This is a genomic window from Chryseobacterium capnotolerans (assembly GCF_021278965.1).
Taxonomy (GTDB): Bacteria; Bacteroidota; Bacteroidia; order Flavobacteriales; family Weeksellaceae; genus Chryseobacterium; species Chryseobacterium capnotolerans.
The window spans coordinates 3553253-3573630 of sequence record NZ_CP065589.1 but is presented as its reverse complement, the minus strand read 5'-3'; the positions used below and the strand labels follow the sequence as shown (position 1 = coordinate 3573630).

Below are 20378 nucleotides of genomic sequence, written 5' to 3'. Positions count from 1 at the left end.
CGATATGGGAAAACTACATCTGAATAAAAAAACGGAGATTGGCCTGCACATTTTATTTTGGCTGCTGACTTTGTATTTTATGCTGGTAGGCCAACCGCTCTCTTTCGGGATGCCGGAGCTGGATCTGTTCTTTAAAACCTATGCTATAGTCTTTGTACTGACCTTCTACTTTAATTATATCTTGGTAATGCCAAAAATCTTCAACGATTTTAAATGGATAAAGCTGTTGATAGGAATTATCATTACTTATTTGTTCTTTACATTAACACGCTTTGTTATTGAACAGGTGTTGACAGACTGGTGGCTAGGGAAGGTAAATTATACCAATCCCGTTTTAGGAAACTATCTCCTGGATAATCTTGCTTATAGCAGCAAACCTATTATTTTCAGTTCATTTCTGTGGTTAATTATCCATGTGATAAAACTTTTAGAATATAATAAGGTTATTCTGGAAGATCAGAAAAATACGGAGATCAAATTTCTTAAAGCTCAGATCAACCCTCATTTTATTTTCAATACTTTAAATAATATCTATTCAATGGTTCACTTTCAGTCACCGGAATCTCTTTCTGCTATTGAAAAACTGAGCAGCATCATGCGTTTTACCACCTATGAGGCACAGAAGGAGCATATTGCCCTGTCAGAAGAACTGGATTATATAAAAGCCTATATAGAATTGGAAGAATTAAGACATTATGAAAATAATATTGTAAAATGGCAGTCCGGGATTAAAGATGAAAAACGAAGAATAGCACCCTATATTCTGTCACCATTGATTGAAAATGCCTTAAAACATGGGGCTTACTCAGAACAAAACCCAATTGAGATCAATATATTTACAGACGATAAACTTTTGAATTTTGAAGTCATCAATTCTATAGGCAATAAAAAAACAGATAAACTGGGTGGTATTGGTTTGGATAATCTTAAAAATAGGTTAGAGATGTTATACCACAGCAAATATAAACTTGAAACCACCCGTCTTGAAAACAAATTTAAAGCATCCATACAAATTCAATTTTCATGAAACAAAAGATCAATTGTATTATCCTAGATGATGAGCCCTTTGCAGTAAGGCTTTTGAACGATTATGCCTTAAAAACCGATCTGTTGAATATCATATATGCCGGAAGTGATGTGTATGAAGTGATGAAATTATTGGGTTCAGAAAATGTAGACCTTATTTTTATTGATATTCAGATGCCTGAGCTTACAGGAATTGAAATGATGAAAATGTTTAATAAGAATCATAATTTCATTGTAACTACTGCGTATGCTGAGTATGCTTTGGAAGCTTTTGATTTCCACGTGGTGGATTTTTTATTGAAGCCCATTACTTTCAATCGCTTTTATCAGGGAGTACAAAAATTTATACAATGGCAACAGGCTTTCATTCCTGAGCCACAGCTGGATCATCTTTTCGTACGATCAGACAGAAAATATTATAAAATAGCCTTTGATGAGGTTATTTATATCGAAGGATTAAAAGATTATATCAGAATTCACACCATCAATGATAAAGTAATGGTGCTGGAAAATATGAAAGATATTTTAGAGAAACTTCCTGAAAACAGATTTATGAGGATTCATAGATCTTATATCATTGCAACCGATAAAATAAAAGTCATTGAAGGAAACAGAATCCAGATGAGAAATATGGATTTCGTTACCGTAGGAGAAACCTACCGCAAATCTTTCTCAGAATGGATTGAGACCAGCGGATAATTCTACCCTAAACTTTTAGATACTTTTTTTGATTAAGGTGAGTCTTCAATTTCAATAAAAAATCAGGACAGATAACAAAATCATTATCCCTAAAATACAAGAATTTAAATTATCTCGCAGATTTTGCAGATTACGCAGAATTTATCCATAATCATCTGTGAAAATCCGTGCTATCTGTGGGAAAAAGACTATTACATTGCCTCTATCTGCAAGAACCTATTTACAATGTCTTAACATCCAATCATAAATCTCACTCAGCACCTGCTCCCGTATTTCCTCATTCAAAATTTCATGACGCATCTCCGGATAGATCTTTGTCTCCACATCCTGAAAGCCATCACTTTTTAAATTGTTAATGGTAAGGATGACTCCTTTACCAAAATCACCAATCGGATCATTCTTTCCGCTTACAAACAGAAAAGGAAATGCTGGCGAAATAGAAGAAGCCCAATTTCTTGAAGTTGCTCTTTTATAAACTGTAAACAGCGTATAAAAAGCATTATGGGTAAAAGGAATTCCGCACAATTCATCCTGTTCAAAAGCAGTTCTGTTCTTAGGATTAATGCTTAGCCAGCTTGTATCACCAAAATCTTTATCTCTCTTAAAATGCTTATTATTGACCTTGGTAAAAACAGAATTTAAAAAAGTACGATGTTTTGGTGCTATGGCATTAGCTATGGATAAATAGCCTCTCAATAAATCAATTCCAGGCAAAGGTCCACCAGTTCCGGTAATAATAGCCCCGGCAAATTTCTTACTTGCTCTCTGAAGAAGACAACGAGTGATAAAAGATCCCATTGAATGTCCCAGAATAAAATGGGGAACATCCGGATATTGCGCTGCAAGATGATCTGCCATCATTTCTGTATCAGCAATTAGCCTCTCATCCGGTTTTTCAAGCTGGAAGAACCCTATCTCGCTTTTATCTTTTACGGACTTTCCGTGACCCAGGTGATCATACGTCAGCACTGCAATGCCATGGTTTGCAAAATACTCAGCTATTTCCGCGTATCTTCCACTATGTTCCTGCATGCCGTGAACGATAAGGAGGGTGGCTGTTACTGTTTCTGGAGTGAATAGAGTATGAAACAGGTCTGATTCTTTGTTGAGTTTGGAGGGAAGGTATGCTGATTTTTGTGATGAATTCATAAGAATGTTCAAGTGGTAAGATATTTTATTTTGATGTCAGGGAGTTTATAATTTCCAACAATTCCATTAAATATTATGATGAGACTTTGTTGGTGTTTTCAATTTTGGATGATGAGTATTTTATTAGAGATAAGATGGTAGGACAATTGATTGGTAATTGTTCTTAAGCTTTGTTAATCAAAACTTAAAAGTATCTATAAATCTAAATAACCAAAATATTCATTTGGTGGAATACTTAAATCTATAAAATTAAAATTTGGCTTTTGTCCTTCTTCTTGGAGAAGATTATAAATTTTAATACTCTCGGTGTCTGAAGACAAATAATAAATGATATTTTTCTCTACATCTGCTTGAGAAAATAATTTTGAGTCATTTGGAATTATATTTCTTTCAGCTAGTTTTAATTTTCCTTTTTTTGTGAAAACTATTTTAGCAATTTCTCCTGTTTTAATAGCATGATTCAAATTAAATGGAAGAATAGCTAAATTTCTTAAAGGTAGTTCTGATATAGAACCTCCAACACAATATTCAGCAATTGAAATTGTTGAAATGTGCATTTTGATATCTTTGTTTAAAAAATATTTATAATATTCCAAAGCATTTCTAAATAATGGATCTGCATCATTTAAAAACCTAATAAAGAAACTTGTGTCTAGTAAAACTCCATTAACTTTCATAGCTTCCTCTTATTTGTCTTAACCATTCATCAGGATTAATATTTGAAAGCCAAGATTGTTTTGCTTTATCTCTTAATTTTTTCAAATAATTTTCATCAAAAATGGGATTATAATCAATTAACTCAATGAATTCTAAATTTGTAAAATCAATTTCCCCGTTTTCTGAATGCTGATTACCTTTAGCTCTTATACCTAAAGATTTGTATAGAATATTTTCTTCTTGTTGTTCTAAGAATGAAATTGGAGTTTGAATTCTAACTGTTCCATATTCATCAGTCAATAAATGAATATTAGCTTTATCTTTACCTCCTGCATTAGTTATTTTTCCATAAAAATAAAATTCTGCTTCAGCCCAAATTGCTTCTGTTCTTTTAAAATCAGAGAATTTATCAATTCGAATACTATTAGACTCTTCAAGTGATGTCGTTATATCAAATGCAAAATCTTTTTTCTTTGCTAAATCTTGAAGGTTTTCAATAGCTTTAGCTGTTGCTAAATCTAAATAATCAATAGTATTAGTCTGGGAAATTAAACCTAATATAGCATTAAAACTAACTATATATTGTATGCCGGTTTTAAAAATATTTCTAACAGATCCCTCTTTAATATCATAAGAAATTAAAGGTCTATTTTTTTTATCTCCAGAATATAACAAGTCATCAACATTGTTTAATATAGAAATTATTTCCTTGATATCAAAGTTATCAGGATTTATATCTACGTTTCCAATTTTTCCAGAAACTTTTATTTCTATTTGACCATGTTTTTCCACAAAACAAAAGTAAACAAATTTTTATTTCAAAAAATTATACGACATGACTTTATTATTTTTGGATTAAATTATTTTAACACCTTCAACCCTATGATTTTCACCCAATCCAAAATAAATATCCCCTATAATTTGGCTGTCATTTTTTTTAAAAGTAATTTTGCACGAATCTTAAAACAAAAGTAAAATATGTCAACTTATGTAGTTGTAGGTCTTCAGTATGGAGATGAAGGTAAAGGTAAAATCACGGATGTTTTATCAGCAAAATCGGACTATGTAGTGCGTTTCCAAGGAGGAGACAACGCTGGTCACACGGTTTATGTTGGTGAAGAGAAATTCGTTCTGCACCTTCTTCCTTCAGGAGTTCTTCAATGCAAAGGGAAATGTATCATTGCGAACGGAGTAGTGGTAAACCCTAAGTCTTTTATTAGAGAAGTTGGTCAGATCGAGAGCAAAAACTTGAGAACAGACCACATTTTTATCAGCAGAAGAGCGCATGTGATCATGCCTTACCACATCCTTTTGGATACTTACCGTGAAGAGGAACACGGCGGAACTCAGATCGGAACAACCAAAAAGGAATCGGACCTTGCTATGAAGATAAAATTGCAAGAGTCGGAATCAGAATGGTTGACCTATTAAACCCTGAGATTTTAAGAGATAAAATTGAGAAAAACTTAAAAGTTAAGAATTCTCTTTTTGAAAAATATTATGGAAAACCAGCGTTAGACGTTGAAGAAATCTATAATGAATATTTAGAAATCGGAAAACAGCTTCAGGATAGAATCGTAGATACTGAATTAGAGCTAAACGAAGCGATCAGAGACGGTAAAAACGTTTTATTTGAAGGAGCACAGGCATTAATGCTTGATATCGATTTCGGTACTTATCCATACGTAACTTCATCTTCTCCATCTACAGGAGGTGTGTGTTCAGGAGCAGGAGTTCCGCCGACATCACTTCAAAACCTGATTGGAGTAGCAAAAGCATACTGTACAAGAGTAGGTAACGGACCTTTCCCATCTGAATTAGATAATGAATTAGGTGAAAAGATCAGACAAATCGGTGGTGAATTCGGGGCAACTACAGGAAGACCAAGAAGAACAGGTTGGTTAGACCTTGTTTCTTTGAAGCATGCTTGTATGATCAATGGGATCAATAACCTTGTGATTACTAAACTTGACGTTCTTACAGGGATTGAAAACCTTAAAATCGTTACGCATTACAAAACTGAAGACGGAAAAATTATCGATTACTTTACTTCGTCCACAGAGAAATTATACAACTATGAGCCAATCTACCAGGATTTACCAGGTTGGGCGGAAGATATCACAAAAGCTAGAAGCTATGACGAACTTCCTGATAACGCTCAGAAATACATCGAATTTATCGAGAAATACTTAGGAATCAATGTGTATTTAGTTTCTGTAGGTCCTGAAAGAAGTCAGAACATTATCAGAAAAGAATTATTCTAATATTCTTAGAACATACATATAGAAATAGACCATCAAACTGATGGTCTATTTTTTTTGATTAAGTTAACGATTGCCTTATATTTTGAATGGATGATATTATTTGATATCCCTGAAAATTTCTATATTTAAAAATTAATTCTATTCAATGGAAAACAATACCAGAACCCGTAATGCATTAAATAATATTGTAATCAGCCTTCTATTTATAGTTGCATACGGGGTTTTACTGTTTTTATACAATGACATACCTCTTAATGAAATCAGTAACTTTAAATTCTGGTTATTTCTGGCCTGTAGTGGATTGTTTTCTTTATCGGGAATTTTTTTCGCAGCAAAAAGCTATAAAACAGTAAAGAAAAGTTCAGTCATTCTTATTATTGTTAATTCATTAGGATTGTTAATTCCTTTGGTTCTTTTTCTGATGGTGATGATCTGATTTTAATTGGCTCAGATTCAGGATTTATCAGCTGCTATTTCATTTTTCTTTTTTTCTTAAAAACAATGCTGTTTTTAGGAAGTATTTTAAATTTCAAAATGTTAAATTTTAAACATTTTCATAAAATTTTATAATATTATGTTGTTTTGGTAAAATTATGGCAAATCTTTTGATATTGAAACATTGCTTATCGATAAGAACTAATAAAACTAATAATCACATTTTTTAACAGTTTAAATAGTAATAGTGATGAAACACCAGAATCAAAACGAGGAATTTCGCTTCAATGAAGTTCTTTTTGAGCACCGAAACAAACAATACGGTGCTTATGTATTAAGAAACGAATCAGATAGAATATTAACCAAAGCACTTTTTATAGGAGTAAGCCTAATGGCTGCAGTTTCTATTACACCAGCTGTAATTTCTGCATTTAAATCAGATGCAGTAGTGGAAAGAACAGGTGATGATGGAACACGTATAATTAAAGATATTCCAATCATAAAAGAAGATCCGCCTGTAAAAATTACTCCAGTAAGACCAGCTGCTGCGTCTAATACAAAAACATTTGACAGTACAGTTCCTACACCATCAAAAGATGCTCAGGATAATGTAAAAAAGATCCTATTCCGGATGATGCTGTAGCAGGCTTTACAAATAATTTTAAAGGCGATGTGGTAACACCTAATACCCATGTTCCTTCAACGTTACCTGTTTCAGGGCCGGTTATCAATACCGCACCGCCGGTAATTCCGGAGCCGGTAGATAAAAACAAAATTGCAGAAGCCGGAGAACTTGGGGTAGAAGCCAGTTTTAAAGGAGGAATAGATTCTTTCAGAAATAAAGTGATGAATAACTTCGATGGTTCAGGATTCGAATCAGAAGAAATAGTAAAAACTACGGTTACATTCATTGTAGAAATGGATGGAACAATTTCAGGGGTAAAAGCTAACGGAACCAATGCCGATTTTAACAATGAGGCCATCAGAACAGTGAAGTCAATTTCAAGCAAGGGAACCTGGGTTCCTGCCAAAAACAAAAAAGGAGAATTTGTAAGAAGTTACTTCAAGTTTCCAATCTCCATGAAGTTTGATAATTAATATCAAAAATCAATTTTTAAGAGTTATCCACAAAGAATTTTTTTGTGGATAATTTTTTTTATTGTTAAATTGCTTATTAACAATATTTTAACTCAATTTTGATTTTCTCTATCTATCGGGAGCAAAGAAAAAAGTGTATTTTTGAAACTTAAAGTTCTAATAATGGCAAAAATCATAGGTATTGCTAATCAAAAAGGTGGGGTAGGAAAAACTACTACCGCTGTAAACTTAGCAGCAGCATTAGGAGTATTGGAAAAGAAAATATTGATCATTGACGCTGACCCTCAGGCCAATGCTACATCTGGTTTGGGAGTAGAAGATGTTCAGTATTCCACCTATAATCTACTAGAGCATAGTGCAGATACAAGAGCATGTATCAAAAGAACGGCAACGCCGAATCTGGATATCATTCCATCACACATTGACCTGGTAGCAGCAGAGATCGAATTGGTAGACAAAGAAGATCGCGAATATATGCTGAAAAAAGCCTTGGCCAGTGTAAGAGATGATTATGACTATATCATTATCGACTGTGCACCGAGTTTAGGTTTGATTACAGTAAATGCACTTACTGCAGCAGATTCTGTGATTATCCCGATCCAGTGCGAGTATTTTGCATTAGAAGGACTTGGGAAACTCCTGAACACCGTTAAAAATGTTCAGAAGATCCACAACAAAGATCTTGGAATCGAAGGTCTTCTGCTTACTATGTATGACAGCAGATTAAGACTGTCTAACCAGGTAGTGGAAGAAGTAAACCTTCACTTCCCGGAAATGGTTTTTGAAACCATCATCAGCAGAAACGTAAGACTGAGTGAAGCACCAAGTTTCGGAGAAAGTATCCTGAATTATGATGCAGAAAGTAAAGGAGCAGTTCAGTACATTCAGTTAGCTGAAGAAGTTCTTTTAAAGAACGAAAACTTAGTAAAGAATTAAATTAATAATAAATGGCCACTGAGTGAATGCTAGCCATCACTTACCAAACATCATTTATCAATTATATCTATGAAGGACAAAAAAAGAGCCATGGGACGCGGCTTGGGCGCCATTTTAAGTGCAGAATCCAAAGCAACTGTAAATTCAGCTACTGATGAGGGAGCTGATAAGTTTGTGGGAAATATTGTAGAAGTTGCGCTTGAAGATATATATCCGAACCCGACGCAGCCGAGAACTTATTTTGATGAGAAAGCATTAGAAGAATTAGCACAGTCTATTAAAAACTTAGGGATCATCCAACCGATTACCTTAAGAAAAGACGGTGAGAAATTTGAGATCATATCCGGGGAAAGACGTTACAGAGCAAGTAAAATTGCAGGATTAACAACTGTTCCTGCTTATATCCGATTGGTAAATGATCAGGAACTTCTGGAGATGGCTCTTGTTGAAAATATCCAGAGAGAAGATCTTGATGCCATCGAAATTGCCCTTACTTATCACAGACTTTTAGAAGAAATAGGTCTTACGCAGGAAAATCTTAGCCAGAGGATAGGTAAAGACAGAAGTACCATTACCAATTCAATCAGATTGTTAAGATTGAATCCGGATATTCAGAATGCGATCAGAAGCGGTGAAATTTCTGCAGGACACGGTAGAGCAATCATCAGTCTTGAAAGCGAAGAAAATCAACAGATTTTATTTGATCTGATTATTAAAGAAAAATTGAATGTACGCCAGGCCGAACAAGCTGCCGCAGCATTGAAAAATCCAAAATCTCCAGCTGCTAAAAAAGCAAATGCGGAGTTATCCAATAACTATAAAAGAGCTCAGAAGACCATTGCTGACATCCTGGATGTAAAAGTAGAAATCAAGGCTTCTGGAAATGGTAAAAAAGGTAAAATTGTTCTGGACTTCAAAAATGAAGAAGAGCTGGAATATATTTTATCCCATATTAAATAAATGAAGAAAATATTTTTCACATTTTTCTTGTGTATTGCTGTATTAGCTTACTCACAAGTTGCACCTATTGATACGGTTCGGGTACAGAAACCTCCGAAAGAGGAACTTCCTGTGGTAAAACCAACCAAAACGGAAGCTAAGATCATTGAAGATCTTGAAAAGGCTAATGGACCAACAAAGGTTACGGTAAAACTGAACCCAACCAGAGCTGGATTATACTCAGCAGTATTACCTGGCTTAGGACAGTTCTACAATAAAAAATACTGGAAAATTCCAATCGTTTGGGGAGCGGTAGGAGCCGGAGTTGGTATTGCAATATGGAACGATAATCAATATAAGAAATATCGTGAGTACTATATTGCCAAGCTAAACGGTACGCCTAACGAATTCGTAGACGCACGTCCGTGGTTAGATAAGAGAGCGCTGGGAAATGCTCAGGACAGAGCAAAAAGGCAAAGAGATTATGCCATTGCTATTACAGGACTGATCTATATATTGAATATTGTAGATGCTGTAGTAGATGCACACCTTTATGAAAGCCGCCATGATCCTGATTTAACGTTTAAGCCCTCAGTAATCCAGGATCAATACGGATTTGATGCTCCAAAAACAGGATTCGCTTTAAGTTATAGATTTTAATACAGAATAAATACACAAAACCGAAAGGTGGAAGGTAACAATCAAAATAAAAAAGATTACATGAAAATAGCATTAGTTGGTTACGGTAAAATGGGTAAGATCATTGATGAGATCGCACAGAAAAGAGGTCATGAAGTGGTTGCCCGCCTGAAGGAAACTCCAACTGCTGAAAATCTTAACAATCCGGATGTTGTGATTGAATTTTCCCTACCGGAAGTTGCATACGACAATATCAAAGCTTGCCTTGAAAATAAAATTCCGGTAATCTGCGGAACTACTGGATGGCTGGATAAAAAAGCAGAAATAGAACAAATGGCTGTAGACAATGATACTGCATTTTTATATGGTTCCAACTTCAGTTTAGGGGTTAATTTATTTTTTGCTTTAAACGAAAAGGTGGCTGATCTGATGAAGAATGTTAATGAATACTCTTGTCAGCTGGAAGAAATTCACCATATCCATAAAAAAGACGCTCCAAGTGGAACAGCAATCTCCATAGCAGAAGGAATTATCAATAATAATCCGAAATTTGATGCATGGAAGCTGGAGGAAACAGAAGGTCGTCAACTGGGAATCTTCGCAATTCGTGAAGATGAAGTTCCGGGAACTCACAGTGTTTTTTACAGAAGTGAAGTGGATGAAATTGAGATCAAACATACTGCATATAACAGAAATGGCTTTGCATTGGGAGCAGTAGTAGCTGCCGAATGGATCAAAGACAAAAAAGGAAACTTCGGAATGAAGGACGTTTTAGGACTTTAATTGTAACAAATTCTGTAAATTGCAGACCAATAACAGGAAATGATGAATAGTAAATTGTAAATGGCAGAACGCTGTAATCATTTATTACTCATCATTTATCATTTATATCTATAAGAATAGGCACAAAAAATTATGAATTATTTTTTAACGTATACAGTGTATGTCCTCATTTTATCCATATTAATGGGGATTTCAACATGGAAGTTGTTTAAAAAAATGGGGTATAGCCCTTTATTTGCATTTATACCTTTCTATAACTATTTTATTATCCTGAAAGAAACAAAACATCCGAAATGGTGGGCCATCCTTTCCTATCTTCCGATTGTAGGACCCATCATGATGTCTGTTTTCCATCTTTATTTAGTGAAGAAATTTGGAAAAACACTTTTCAAGGATCAAATCCTTACAGTGATTCTTCCGTTTATTTATATGGCAACCATCAACTATTCCAAAGAGGTAGAACTGGAAGATGAAAATGCCAATGACCTGTATCTTACGGATGAAGAAAAAGAAGCGAAAAAGAAAGATACATTTTTGGGATCTATTACTTTCGCGGTAGTATTTGCAACCATTATTCACGTTTTTGTAACACAGCCGTTCGGAATTCCTACAGGTTCCATGGAGAGAACTTTATTAGTAGGAGATTTCCTTTTCGTAAACAAATGGAGCTATGGGTACAGACTTCCAATGCGCCCGGTAGCAATACCTTTCCTTCAGGGAACCATTATGGATACTGGAGTAAAAGGGAATCCAAAAGATGATCCAAAATCTTATGTAGACGGAGTAAAACTACCTTACACAAGAATCTTACAGTTCAATAAGCCGCAGAAAAACGATGTAGTAGTTTTCAACTACCCTCAGGATTCAGTTCATACTGCAATTGATAGAAAAGATCCATACGTAAAAAGATGTGTGGCTACAGCAGGTGATACTTTTGAAATGAGAGCCGGAAGACTTTTCGTAAACGGAAAGCCGGAAGCTGTTTTAGGAGACCAGGAAGTACAGCACAGATATATCGTTACAACTGATAGTCAATTAGATATTCCTACATTATATAAAGCTTATGGTTTTTTACCGGTACAGGAAATTCAGCAGAATAACGGAGGATTTATTTATGGCTTTCAAGGGTTAACCGATAAGATTGCTAAAGAGATCAAAGAACTTCCTCATGTAGTTGACATGAAAGAAGATGTTTCAGTAAAAGGAGAAGCAGCAATAGCCTATAGAGACGAAGCCAGAACAAAAATAGACACAACACAATCTATTTTCCCGGTTAATAAACCTTGGAACCAGGATTGGTATGGTCCGGTTAGAATTCCTAAAAAAGGAGATGTTGTAGCCATTAACAACGAAACCCTTCCCATGTTCCAGTGGATTATTTCCGAATATGAGCATAACAGCTTAGAAAAGAAAAACGGGAAAATCTTCATCAATGGAAAAGAAGCTAATCAATATACAATTCAACAGGATTATTATATGATGGTAGGGGATAACAGAGATGCTTCATTAGATGCAAGATTCTTTGGTTTCGTTCCGGAAGAAAATATCGTTGGAAAACCAATGTTTACATGGATGAGCCTTCAGGGAGCTTTTCCGGACAGCAGTTCTACATACCAGGCACCATTCAAGATCCGTTGGGACAGAATGTTTAAAGCAACCAACACAGGAGAAGCCAATAAAACTTCATACTGGTGGATTGCTGCAATGATTTTAATATTATTCTTCGGTTGGGAATATTTTGTCAAATTATTCAAAAAGAAAAAAACAGAAGACGAGTTATAAATAAAATTAAACTTAAAATAGAATGAAGTATTTGAAAAAATACTTCATTTTTGTATTATGAATATGAAGAATGTTTTATTGCCGGTATTTTATATGCCACCGGTTTCGTGGTTTTCAGTATTTTTAGATGCTGAAAATGAAGTAGTATTGGAACAGTTTGAAAACTTTCCAAAGCAAACCTATAGAAACAGAGCTAATATCTATGGGGCTAATGGGAAATTATCTTTGATTATCCCTATCAATCATAACGGGAAAAGAGAATTTAAAGATATTGAAATCTCTTACAGGGAAGATTGGAGAACACTTCACTGGAAATCAATTCAAACAGCATATCAGAGTTCGCCTTACTTCGAATATTATGAAGATAAGTTCAGAAAGATCTTTGATCTTAAAGAAAAGTTTCTTTTGGATTTTAACCTTAAAGGGTTAGAAATCATCCAACAGATATTGAAAACAGAAAAGGCACACTCTTTGAATGAAGAATATATCAAAAATCCGGAAGGAATCAATTTCAGAGAAAAATTTTCTGCAAAACAACCTTCAGAATTTGAAATGGAAAGCTATTATCAGACCTTCTCAGACAAATTCGGATTTTTAGAAGATTTATCGATTTTGGATCTTGTTTGTAACAAAGGCCCTGAATCGCTTGTTTACATAAAGAATATAAAACATTAATATAAAATCGTCGCGCTTGGTATCTATTACAACAGCAGATGACGGTTGTATATGACTTTAAAACAAATATCAGTATATGAAAAAGGTATTATTAGCTGCAGTTTTTTTAACAGGTTTTGGTTTCTCCTTTGCACAGGAGTCGAAAGCTAAAAGTGTTGACCCTAATGAAGATAAAAATCTGATGATGTGGTATCACAAAGATTTTGCTACTTCAAAAATATATGGAGTCAATACTGAAAATGCATACAAATATTTGGAATCAAAAGGATTAAAGCCTAAAACAGTAGTTGTTGGAGTTTTGGATAGTGGCGTACAGGTAGATCATCCGGGATTGGTGAAAAATATGTGGAGTAATCCTAATGAAGTACCTGGCAACGGTAAAGATGATGATGGAAACGGATATATTGATGATATTCACGGATGGAACTTCATTGGAGGAAAAAATGGTGATATCGACATTGATAACATGGAGGTAACAAGAGTTGTTGCCAAATATAAACCTCTTTTTGAAGGAAACGACTCTGCAAAGAACAAAGACAATCAGGCTAAAATGCCGGAAGACTTTGCCATGTATATGAAAGCTAAAGATCTTTTCACAAAGAAAAGTATTGAAGCTCAGCAAAACTTCAGAACCTATTCTATGATCAATGAGCTGATCCCGAATATGGTGCAGCTATTAGGAGGAAAACCAGTAACGGCTGAAAATATCGCAGCCATTAAGAAGCCTACAGATCAAAAAGGATGCCGTTGCTTTAGAGATATTAAGTCAAGTTTCTCAAAGTCCGGATTTTAAAGGAGTATCTTCTGCCGATTTTGAAAACAAGATGAAAAAGGATATGAAAGAGGCGATTGATCATTATGCGCCTGCAGCCAAGCAATATGACCTTTCATATGATCCCAGAAAAGAAATCGTAGGAGATAATTATGATGACTATTCTGAAAAAAATTATGGAAATAATCATTACGAAGGGCCTGATGCAGAACACGGTACACACGTAGCTGGAATCATTGCTGGACTTCCGCAAGGAAAAGAAATTCAGCATGGAATTGCTTCAAGAGTTGCTAAAATTATGACGGTAAGAGCTGTGCCTAATGGTGATGAAAGAGATAAAGATGTTGCAAATGCCATCAGATATGCTGTGGATAATGGGGCGAAAATTCTGAATATGAGTTTTGGTAAACCAGTTTCTCCGGGGAAAGATGTAGTTTGGGATGCCTTCAAATATGCAGAAGATAAAGGCGTTCTTTTAGTAAAAGCAGCAGGTAACGAAAATGAAGATGTTGCGGAGCATTTGGCATATCCTACCAACTATAAAAATGTTAATGATGAAAAACCATTTGTTAATAACGTGATTGTGGTAGGGGCGAGTACTAATAATGATAATGCTCTTAGAGCAAGTTTCTCCAACTTCAATAAAAAAATGGTGGATGTTTTTGCTCCGGGAGAAAGAATCTATTCTACTGTTAAAGGAAGTAAATATGAGTATCTAGATGGAACCTCTATGGCCTCTCCGGTAGTATCTGGAGCTGCGGCTGTTCTATTAGCTTATATGCCAAACCTTACGCCAATTCAGATCATTGAAGCATTAAAAAAATCAAGTAATCCAAGTACAGCAAACGGTTTCGCTGATTTTTCTGCTGCTGGAGGTGTTATAGATGTGAAAAAAGCAGCTGAATATGCGTATAATAACTTCTATAGCGGAAGCAAAGCTCCTGTTGTTAAAAAAGCAACCAAAGCTGTTAAAAAATAATTATGGTATCCGTTTTATGAATGGAGAACTCGGAGATAAAGGCGATAAACCGCGATATAAGGCTGTTTTGTTATCTTCAAAAAAATAGTTAAAATATTCATTTTTAAATATCTAATAAAAAAGTCCGAAATTTTTCGGACTTTTTTATTTTTTAAATACAATTTTGGCACGGTTTTTTGTAACTTTATTGTAACAAAATAATAAACAACAAAATGAAAAAGTTACTACTTGCAGGGATGTTAGGAACATCACTTTTTGCAGTGTCTTGTTCCTCTGTGAATAACGCAGCTACATCTCAGAATCAAAGAGCAGATTTTCTTAAATTAAAAGGAGATTGGCAGATTGTGAGCATAGACTACGATAAAGGGTATAAAATTAAGCCTTTTGACGAAGGGGCAGATGCACAGTGTTTCGTAGGAAGCCACTGGAGATTAATTCCTAATAACTGGACAGGTGCTTATACTCTGAACGGAGGTGGAAGCTGCCCAGCCATTACACAGCCTATCAAGTTTGAAATTAAGAATGGTGATACATTTATGTTTAAAAAAGTTCTTGCAGGTACAAAAGCAAAACAGAATATTGCAGGGTATACTTTATCAGTAATCAACCAAAGTACAGATCAGTTTTCTCTTCAGCAAGACGTTCCGTTTGAAGGAGGAAGTGTAAAAGTGGTTTACAATTTCGAAAGAACCGGAATGAAATAATTAAATAACATAAAAGATAAAAAAAATGAAATTTACAAAAACATACGTAGGAGCTCTTTTCTTGTCATCAGCATTATTATTGACAAGTTGTGAAGCCGTTCAGAATTCAAATCACCAACAAAGAGGTACAGCTGTAGGAGTCGCTTCAGGAGCTGTATTGGGTGGTATCCTTGGAAACAATGTAGGAAAAGGTGGAAACGGTGCTATCGGTGCTGTACTAGGTGGTATTATCGGTGGTGTTGCAGGTAACGTTATCGGTAACAAAATGGATAAGCAGGCAAAAGATATTAAAGAAACTTTACCAGGTGCTCAGGTAGAAAGAGTAGGTGATGGTATTAAAGTTACCATGAATGAAAGTATTGTAAACTTTGCTTTCGACTCTTCAAACCTTACTTCTGTTGCACAGGGTAACTTAGATAAATTAGCTAAAGTATTGGTAGATAACCCAGATACTAATATCAATATCTATGGTCACACAGACAGTGTAGGTAAAGATGCATACAACATGGCACTTTCTCAGAGAAGAGCTGATGCTGTAAAAGCTTACCTAGTAGGAAAAGGCTTAGCAGGAAGCAGAATGTTCACAAAAGGTGAAGGGAAAAATATGCCGGTTGCAAGCAATGATACAGACGAAGGAAGAGCTAAAAACAGAAGAGTTGAATTCGCAATTACTGCAAATGAAAAAATGATTAACGATGCCAAGCAAGGGCAGTAATTAATTTAACATATAAATATTTTCGTAAAAGACCGCCCTGGCGGTTTTTTTTGTATTTTTATGCCTGTCAATTTTGAATTTATTATTTTTGCAATTGAAATAACATAAATGAAAAAATATTTAAAACTGCTCCGTGTAGAGCAATGGGTGAAAAACCTTTTTGTATTTGTCCCTCTATTTTTTTCTGGTAATATTACCAATCTTGATTTACTTACCAAAAGTATCTTTGCTTTTATCATCTTTTCATTGGCTGCAAGCATCGTTTATATTCTTAATGATTATAATGATATTGAGGCAGATAGCAAGCATCCAGAGAAAAGAAGGCGCCCGCTGGCAAGTGGGGCTATCTCAAAATCTACTGCAATAGGAATCCTCATCGGATTGGTGATTGCTGATATTGCTTTTGTAGGTGTTGCCCAAATGTATTTCCAGCAGCCATTATGGAAATTTGCAACTATTATCGCTTTTTATGTGGTGATGAATCTGGCGTATACATTCAGATTGAAGCATGTTCCGATCATTGATATCTTTATCATTGCCATAGGATTTGTCCTGAGGGTTTTAGCAGGAGGCTATATTACTGGAATCAGCATTTCCCAATGGGCGATCTTGCTGACGTTTGTATTAGCATTGGTATTAGCTATTGGAAAGAGGAGAGGAGAGCTTATTAATGCCCAGGTGTCAGGTAAAACAAGAAAGGCTTTGGATGGGTATAATGTACAGTTTGCAGATATTGCACTGTCTATTTCCATTACATTAGCTATTGTCTGCTATCTGATGTTTACTCTTTCACCGGAGGTGCAGGCGAGATTCCATGAAAGAGTATTTTACACAGTCGTTTTTGTTGTATTTGCTCTTTTAAGATATCTGCAGCAGACCTTGGTGTACAACCGAACAGAATCTCCCACAAAAATTGTGTACAGAGACCGTTATATACAGGTTACTTTATTACTTTGGGTGGCCACATTTTTAATTCAAATTTACTTTAAGAAATGAAGCCGAATTTCACACAGAAAGTTACAAACTGGGGTAATTACCCGGTAGTGGAAAAAGAAATGAGATCTGAGGACAGCTTCAAAAACATAAAAGAGTTCGTACTCAGCCACAATGAAGTTATTGCAAGGGGAAACGGAAGATGTTATGGAGATGCTTCGTTGGGCGAAAGCATTTTTTCTACCAAAAAATTAAATAAATTCATCAGCTTTGACCGCCTGAACGGAATTATAGAATGCGAATCCGGCGTATTGCTTTCGGACGTGCTTGAAATATCGGTTCCGCAGGGATATTTCCTTTATGTAACACCAGGAACTAAGTTTGTTTCTGTTGGAGGAGCAATTGCTTCTGATGTACACGGAAAGAACCATCATGCAGAAGGTTGTTTTTCAGAATATGTGATTGAGTTTAAACTGATGATTGAAAACGGGGAAATTATTACCTGTTCAAGAGAAGAAAATTCAGAAAAATTCTGGGCTACTATCGGTGGAATGGGGCTTACAGGAATTATTCTGACTGCAAAATTCAAGCTTAAAAATATTGAATCTGCCTATATCCGTCAGGAAAGTATCAAAGCAGATAACCTTGACGAAATTTTTAAACTGTTTGACGAAAGTGAAAGCTGGACGTATACCGTAGCGTGGATCGATTGCCTTCAGAAAGGAAAAAATATAGGAAGAAGTATTCTGATGCGAGGAGAACATGCTTTTCAGCATGAATTGCCGCAAGCTATGACAAAAAATCCTTTAAGATTAAAGGGTAAATTGCAGCCTACAGTACCTTTTTATTTTCCTGGATTTGTTTTGAACGCCCTTACGGTAAAGATCTTCAACTGGCTGTATTATAAAAAACAATCCAAAAAAGAAGTGAAGAACTTTATTGACTACGAAACATTTTTCTATCCTTTAGATGCCATTAATGAATGGAATAAGATCTATGGAAAATCAGGTTTCATACAGTATCAGATGGTAATTCCAAAAGAAGCAGGAAAAGAAGGAATGAAGAGAATTCTTGAAACGATTGCCAATAGTGGAAACGGATCATTCTTAGCCGTATTAAAACTTTTCGGAAAGAATAATCCGGACGCTTACAATTCTTTCCCTGTGGAAGGGTATACACTGGCGCTGGATTTTAAAGTCAATTCAAAACTGAAAAAACTGGTAGATCAGCTGGATAGTATTGTTCAGGAGTTCGGAGGAAGAATTTATCTTACCAAAGACAGCATGAGCAGATCCTCATTAACCAATTATCTGAAAAATATTCGAAGTCCTAAATTTGTGTCTTTACAACACAAAAGAATTTTAAACAACAATTCATAATGATAGTTCTGGGAAGTACATCTGAAGTGGCACAGGCTTTTGTGGAAAAAGCACTTCAGGAAGGAGAAAAATTTGAAAAAGTCTATCTTTTTACCTCAAATAAAGAAACTACAGAAAGGTTTGCAAGACATATTGATGTGAAATTTCTGCAGCAGTCTGAAGTCATAGAGCTGGACCTGATGAAAGAAATTGATTATAACAAATTTGATTATATCAATTCAAATGTATTATTTTGTGCCGTAGGATATTTAGGTGAAGGAACAGAGGAAGGATTGTACGATAATAAGAATACGGAACGTATTATTAATATCAATTATTCTAAATTAATTCCGGTCATGAACTATTTTGCCCATAAATTTGAAAACAGAAGATCAGGAACGATCATTGGTCTTTCATCGGTGGCAGGAGATCGTGGAAGACAGAGTAATTTTATTTACGGGAGTGCAAAAGCTGCTTTTACAGCATATTTGAGTGGGCTTAGAAATTATCTTTTCAGTAAAAAGGTACATGTACTGACTGTAAAACCTGGGTTTATGGCAACCAAAATGACAGAAGGCCTGCCTTTAAACCCTAAATTAACAGCAACTCCTAAACAGGCAGCCGCCTGTATTTATAAAGCGTTCAAAAAGCAAAAGAACGTGGCATATGTTTTGCCGATTTGGAGTATTATTATGATGATTATCAGGAATATCCCTGAATTTATATTTAAAAAGTTAAAGCTTTAAAAAATGAAAAAGTTGTATTGTTTTGATTTTGACGGAACCCTGACGTATAAAGATACCATGTTTATGTATCTTAAATTCTACGATTCTACAAAATACAGAATACAATTTTTAAGACATGTACCGCTTTTCATTCTGCTGAAGCTTAAACTGGCAGAAACAGAAAAAGTAAAGAAAAGCTTTATTGGATCTATTTTAAAAGGACAGTCTCAGGAAAAAATAGAATTGAAATCCAAGCAATTCTTTGAATTGCATTACCCTAGAATTGTAAGGGAAAATGCGCTGGATTTTATTCAAAATATCGATAGGAATAATACACAGAGTTTATTAGTAACCGCGTCGTTAGATATCTGGGTAAAACCTTTTGCCGAGGTATTGAAAATGCAGCTTGTTTCTACGAGAGCAGAGTTTAAGAACGGTGTTTTCACAGGAAATTTTATCGGGAAAAATTGTAACGGAAAGGAAAAGCTGGTACGAATAAAGGAACAAATCCACGATTCTAAGTATGACAAAATTATTGCATTTGGTGATACTTCCGGGGATAAGCCAATGTTGAAATGGGCCAATGAGGGACATTACCAATTTTTTCACTAATTTTGGGTGATAAAAGTGTAAAAAATGAAAAGTCTGTTAATTGCATGTACAGCCATCCTGATGAGCTGCGCAACAACAACATCATCCCAACAAAAATTGTCTGATATGCAGCAGAAAGCAGAACTTCTTGTAACCAGCTCTCAAGGAGGTGCCCAACAGACTGGTTTCAGGATTATTAAAGATGAAAAAGAATACCTTGCTTTAGGGAAAGGTGGTTTTCAACTTATAGAAGAAGGAAAAGATCCTGCATCCAATTATCCAAAGTTTCCAAAAGATAAGACCGTTGTTGTATATAATCTTGGGAGCTTCAGATCTGGTAGTCATACCATCAATGAGATTAAAGGAGTATCTGTAAAGGATAATGTCCTGTATGTAGAAGTTCCGGCTGGAGAACCTTCCGGCGGAATGGAAATTCAGGTGCTTTCTAATCCCTGGTTCGTTTTTGCCGTTCCTGCCAATTACCACTTTACCTCTGTAGAATTAAAATATTCAAAATAA

At 35.1% G+C, this 20378-nt stretch carries 21 protein-coding genes and 2 pseudogenes; 20 read left to right on the top strand and 3 right to left on the bottom strand.

Features of this window, described 5'->3' with window-relative positions; translation table 11 throughout:
* The first annotated feature begins 4 nt into the window (after window positions 1-4).
* Both H5J24_RS17145 and H5J24_RS17140 read left to right on the top strand, forming a co-directional pair.
* Window positions 5-1027 (top strand): sensor histidine kinase, encoded by a 1023-nt coding sequence (locus H5J24_RS17145; RefSeq protein ID WP_068941627.1) that lies wholly within the window; start codon window positions 5-7, stop codon window positions 1025-1027.
* A complete protein-coding gene (locus tag H5J24_RS17140; protein ID WP_068941629.1) occupies window positions 1024-1725 on the top strand; it encodes a LytR/AlgR family response regulator transcription factor in 702 nt (233 codons plus the stop codon). Before H5J24_RS17145 ends, H5J24_RS17140 begins: the two co-directional genes overlap by 4 nt.
* A 216-nt stretch (window positions 1726-1941) precedes the next feature.
* Here H5J24_RS17140 and H5J24_RS17135 read toward each other — a convergent pair whose 3' ends face one another.
* From H5J24_RS17135 to H5J24_RS17125, 3 genes are all read right to left on the bottom strand, one after another.
* Window positions 1942-2874, bottom strand: coding sequence for an alpha/beta fold hydrolase (locus tag H5J24_RS17135; protein ID WP_068941630.1), 933 nt, complete (start codon window positions 2872-2874; stop codon window positions 1942-1944).
* A gap of 194 nt (window positions 2875-3068) precedes the next feature.
* Window positions 3069-3551: a type II toxin-antitoxin system VapC family toxin gene (locus tag H5J24_RS17130; RefSeq protein WP_068941632.1), complete on the bottom strand. Its 483-nt coding sequence runs from the start codon at window positions 3549-3551 to the stop codon at window positions 3069-3071.
* The gene (locus H5J24_RS17125) at window positions 3541-4323 is read right to left on the bottom strand and encodes a hypothetical protein (RefSeq protein WP_068941634.1); all 783 of its coding nucleotides are present in this window, start codon (window positions 4321-4323) and stop codon (window positions 3541-3543) included. Before H5J24_RS17125 ends, H5J24_RS17130 begins: the two co-directional genes overlap by 11 nt.
* A gap of 186 nt (window positions 4324-4509) precedes the next feature.
* Between H5J24_RS17125 and H5J24_RS17120 the strand changes: the two are divergent.
* The 18 genes and pseudogenes from H5J24_RS17120 (at window position 4510) to H5J24_RS17035 (ending at window position 20378) form a co-directional block, all read left to right on the top strand.
* Window positions 4510-5795, top strand: a pseudogene (locus H5J24_RS17120) (adenylosuccinate synthase).
* A gap of 145 nt (window positions 5796-5940) precedes the next feature.
* Window positions 5941-6231, top strand: a complete 291-nt coding sequence (locus H5J24_RS17115) for a hypothetical protein (protein ID WP_068941637.1) — start codon at window positions 5941-5943, stop codon at window positions 6229-6231.
* 249 nt (window positions 6232-6480) lie between these two features.
* On the top strand, window positions 6481-6873 hold the full coding sequence (locus H5J24_RS17110; RefSeq protein ID WP_232815721.1) for a hypothetical protein: 393 nt from the start codon (window positions 6481-6483) through the stop codon (window positions 6871-6873).
* A gap of 29 nt (window positions 6874-6902) precedes the next feature.
* Window positions 6903-7328, top strand: coding sequence for a hypothetical protein (locus tag H5J24_RS17105; RefSeq protein WP_232815720.1), 426 nt, complete (start codon window positions 6903-6905; stop codon window positions 7326-7328).
* A 162-nt stretch (window positions 7329-7490) separates the two neighbouring features.
* On the top strand, window positions 7491-8264 hold the full coding sequence (locus H5J24_RS17100; RefSeq protein WP_045494103.1) for a ParA family protein: 774 nt from the start codon (window positions 7491-7493) through the stop codon (window positions 8262-8264).
* Window positions 8265-8333: 69 nt separating this feature from the next.
* Window positions 8334-9224 carry a ParB/RepB/Spo0J family partition protein gene (locus H5J24_RS17095; RefSeq protein WP_068941641.1) on the top strand — a complete coding sequence of 297 codons (891 nt, stop codon included), beginning with the start codon at window positions 8334-8336 and terminating at the stop codon, window positions 9222-9224.
* Window positions 9225-9863: a DUF5683 domain-containing protein gene (locus H5J24_RS17090; RefSeq protein WP_068941643.1), complete on the top strand. Its 639-nt coding sequence runs from the start codon at window positions 9225-9227 to the stop codon at window positions 9861-9863.
* Between the two features lie 60 nt (window positions 9864-9923).
* Entirely contained in the window at window positions 9924-10625 is a 702-nt protein-coding gene (dapB, locus tag H5J24_RS17085) for a 4-hydroxy-tetrahydrodipicolinate reductase (protein ID WP_068944999.1), read from the top strand.
* Window positions 10626-10757: 132 nt separating this feature from the next.
* Window positions 10758-12407, top strand: a complete 1650-nt coding sequence (gene lepB, locus H5J24_RS17080; protein WP_068941644.1) for a signal peptidase I — start codon at window positions 10758-10760, stop codon at window positions 12405-12407.
* A gap of 57 nt (window positions 12408-12464) precedes the next feature.
* Window positions 12465-13082 (top strand): WbqC family protein, encoded by a 618-nt coding sequence (locus H5J24_RS17075; RefSeq protein ID WP_390881145.1) that lies wholly within the window; start codon window positions 12465-12467, stop codon window positions 13080-13082.
* A gap of 76 nt (window positions 13083-13158) precedes the next feature.
* Window positions 13159-14833: pseudogene (locus H5J24_RS17070) on the top strand (S8 family serine peptidase).
* A gap of 212 nt (window positions 14834-15045) precedes the next feature.
* Entirely contained in the window at window positions 15046-15537 is a 492-nt protein-coding gene (locus H5J24_RS17065; RefSeq protein WP_068941648.1) for a lipocalin family protein, read from the top strand.
* Window positions 15538-15562: 25 nt separating this feature from the next.
* Window positions 15563-16252: a YiaD family glycine zipper/OmpA-like lipoprotein gene (locus H5J24_RS17060; protein WP_068941650.1), complete on the top strand. Its 690-nt coding sequence runs from the start codon at window positions 15563-15565 to the stop codon at window positions 16250-16252.
* Window positions 16253-16360: 108 nt separating this feature from the next.
* On the top strand, window positions 16361-17248 hold the full coding sequence (locus tag H5J24_RS17055) for a decaprenyl-phosphate phosphoribosyltransferase (RefSeq protein WP_068941652.1): 888 nt from the start codon (window positions 16361-16363) through the stop codon (window positions 17246-17248).
* Window positions 17245-18564, top strand: coding sequence for an FAD-binding oxidoreductase (locus tag H5J24_RS17050; protein ID WP_068941655.1), 1320 nt, complete (start codon window positions 17245-17247; stop codon window positions 18562-18564). Before H5J24_RS17055 ends, H5J24_RS17050 begins: the two co-directional genes overlap by 4 nt.
* Window positions 18564-19289, top strand: a complete 726-nt coding sequence (locus H5J24_RS17045; protein ID WP_068941657.1) for an SDR family NAD(P)-dependent oxidoreductase — start codon at window positions 18564-18566, stop codon at window positions 19287-19289. The genes H5J24_RS17050 and H5J24_RS17045 overlap by 1 nt, the downstream gene beginning before the upstream one ends.
* A 3-nt stretch (window positions 19290-19292) precedes the next feature.
* Window positions 19293-19880 carry an HAD-IB family hydrolase gene (locus H5J24_RS17040; protein ID WP_068941659.1) on the top strand — a complete coding sequence of 196 codons (588 nt, stop codon included), beginning with the start codon at window positions 19293-19295 and terminating at the stop codon, window positions 19878-19880.
* A gap of 24 nt (window positions 19881-19904) precedes the next feature.
* Window positions 19905-20378, top strand: a complete 474-nt coding sequence (locus tag H5J24_RS17035; protein ID WP_068941661.1) for a hypothetical protein — start codon at window positions 19905-19907, stop codon at window positions 20376-20378.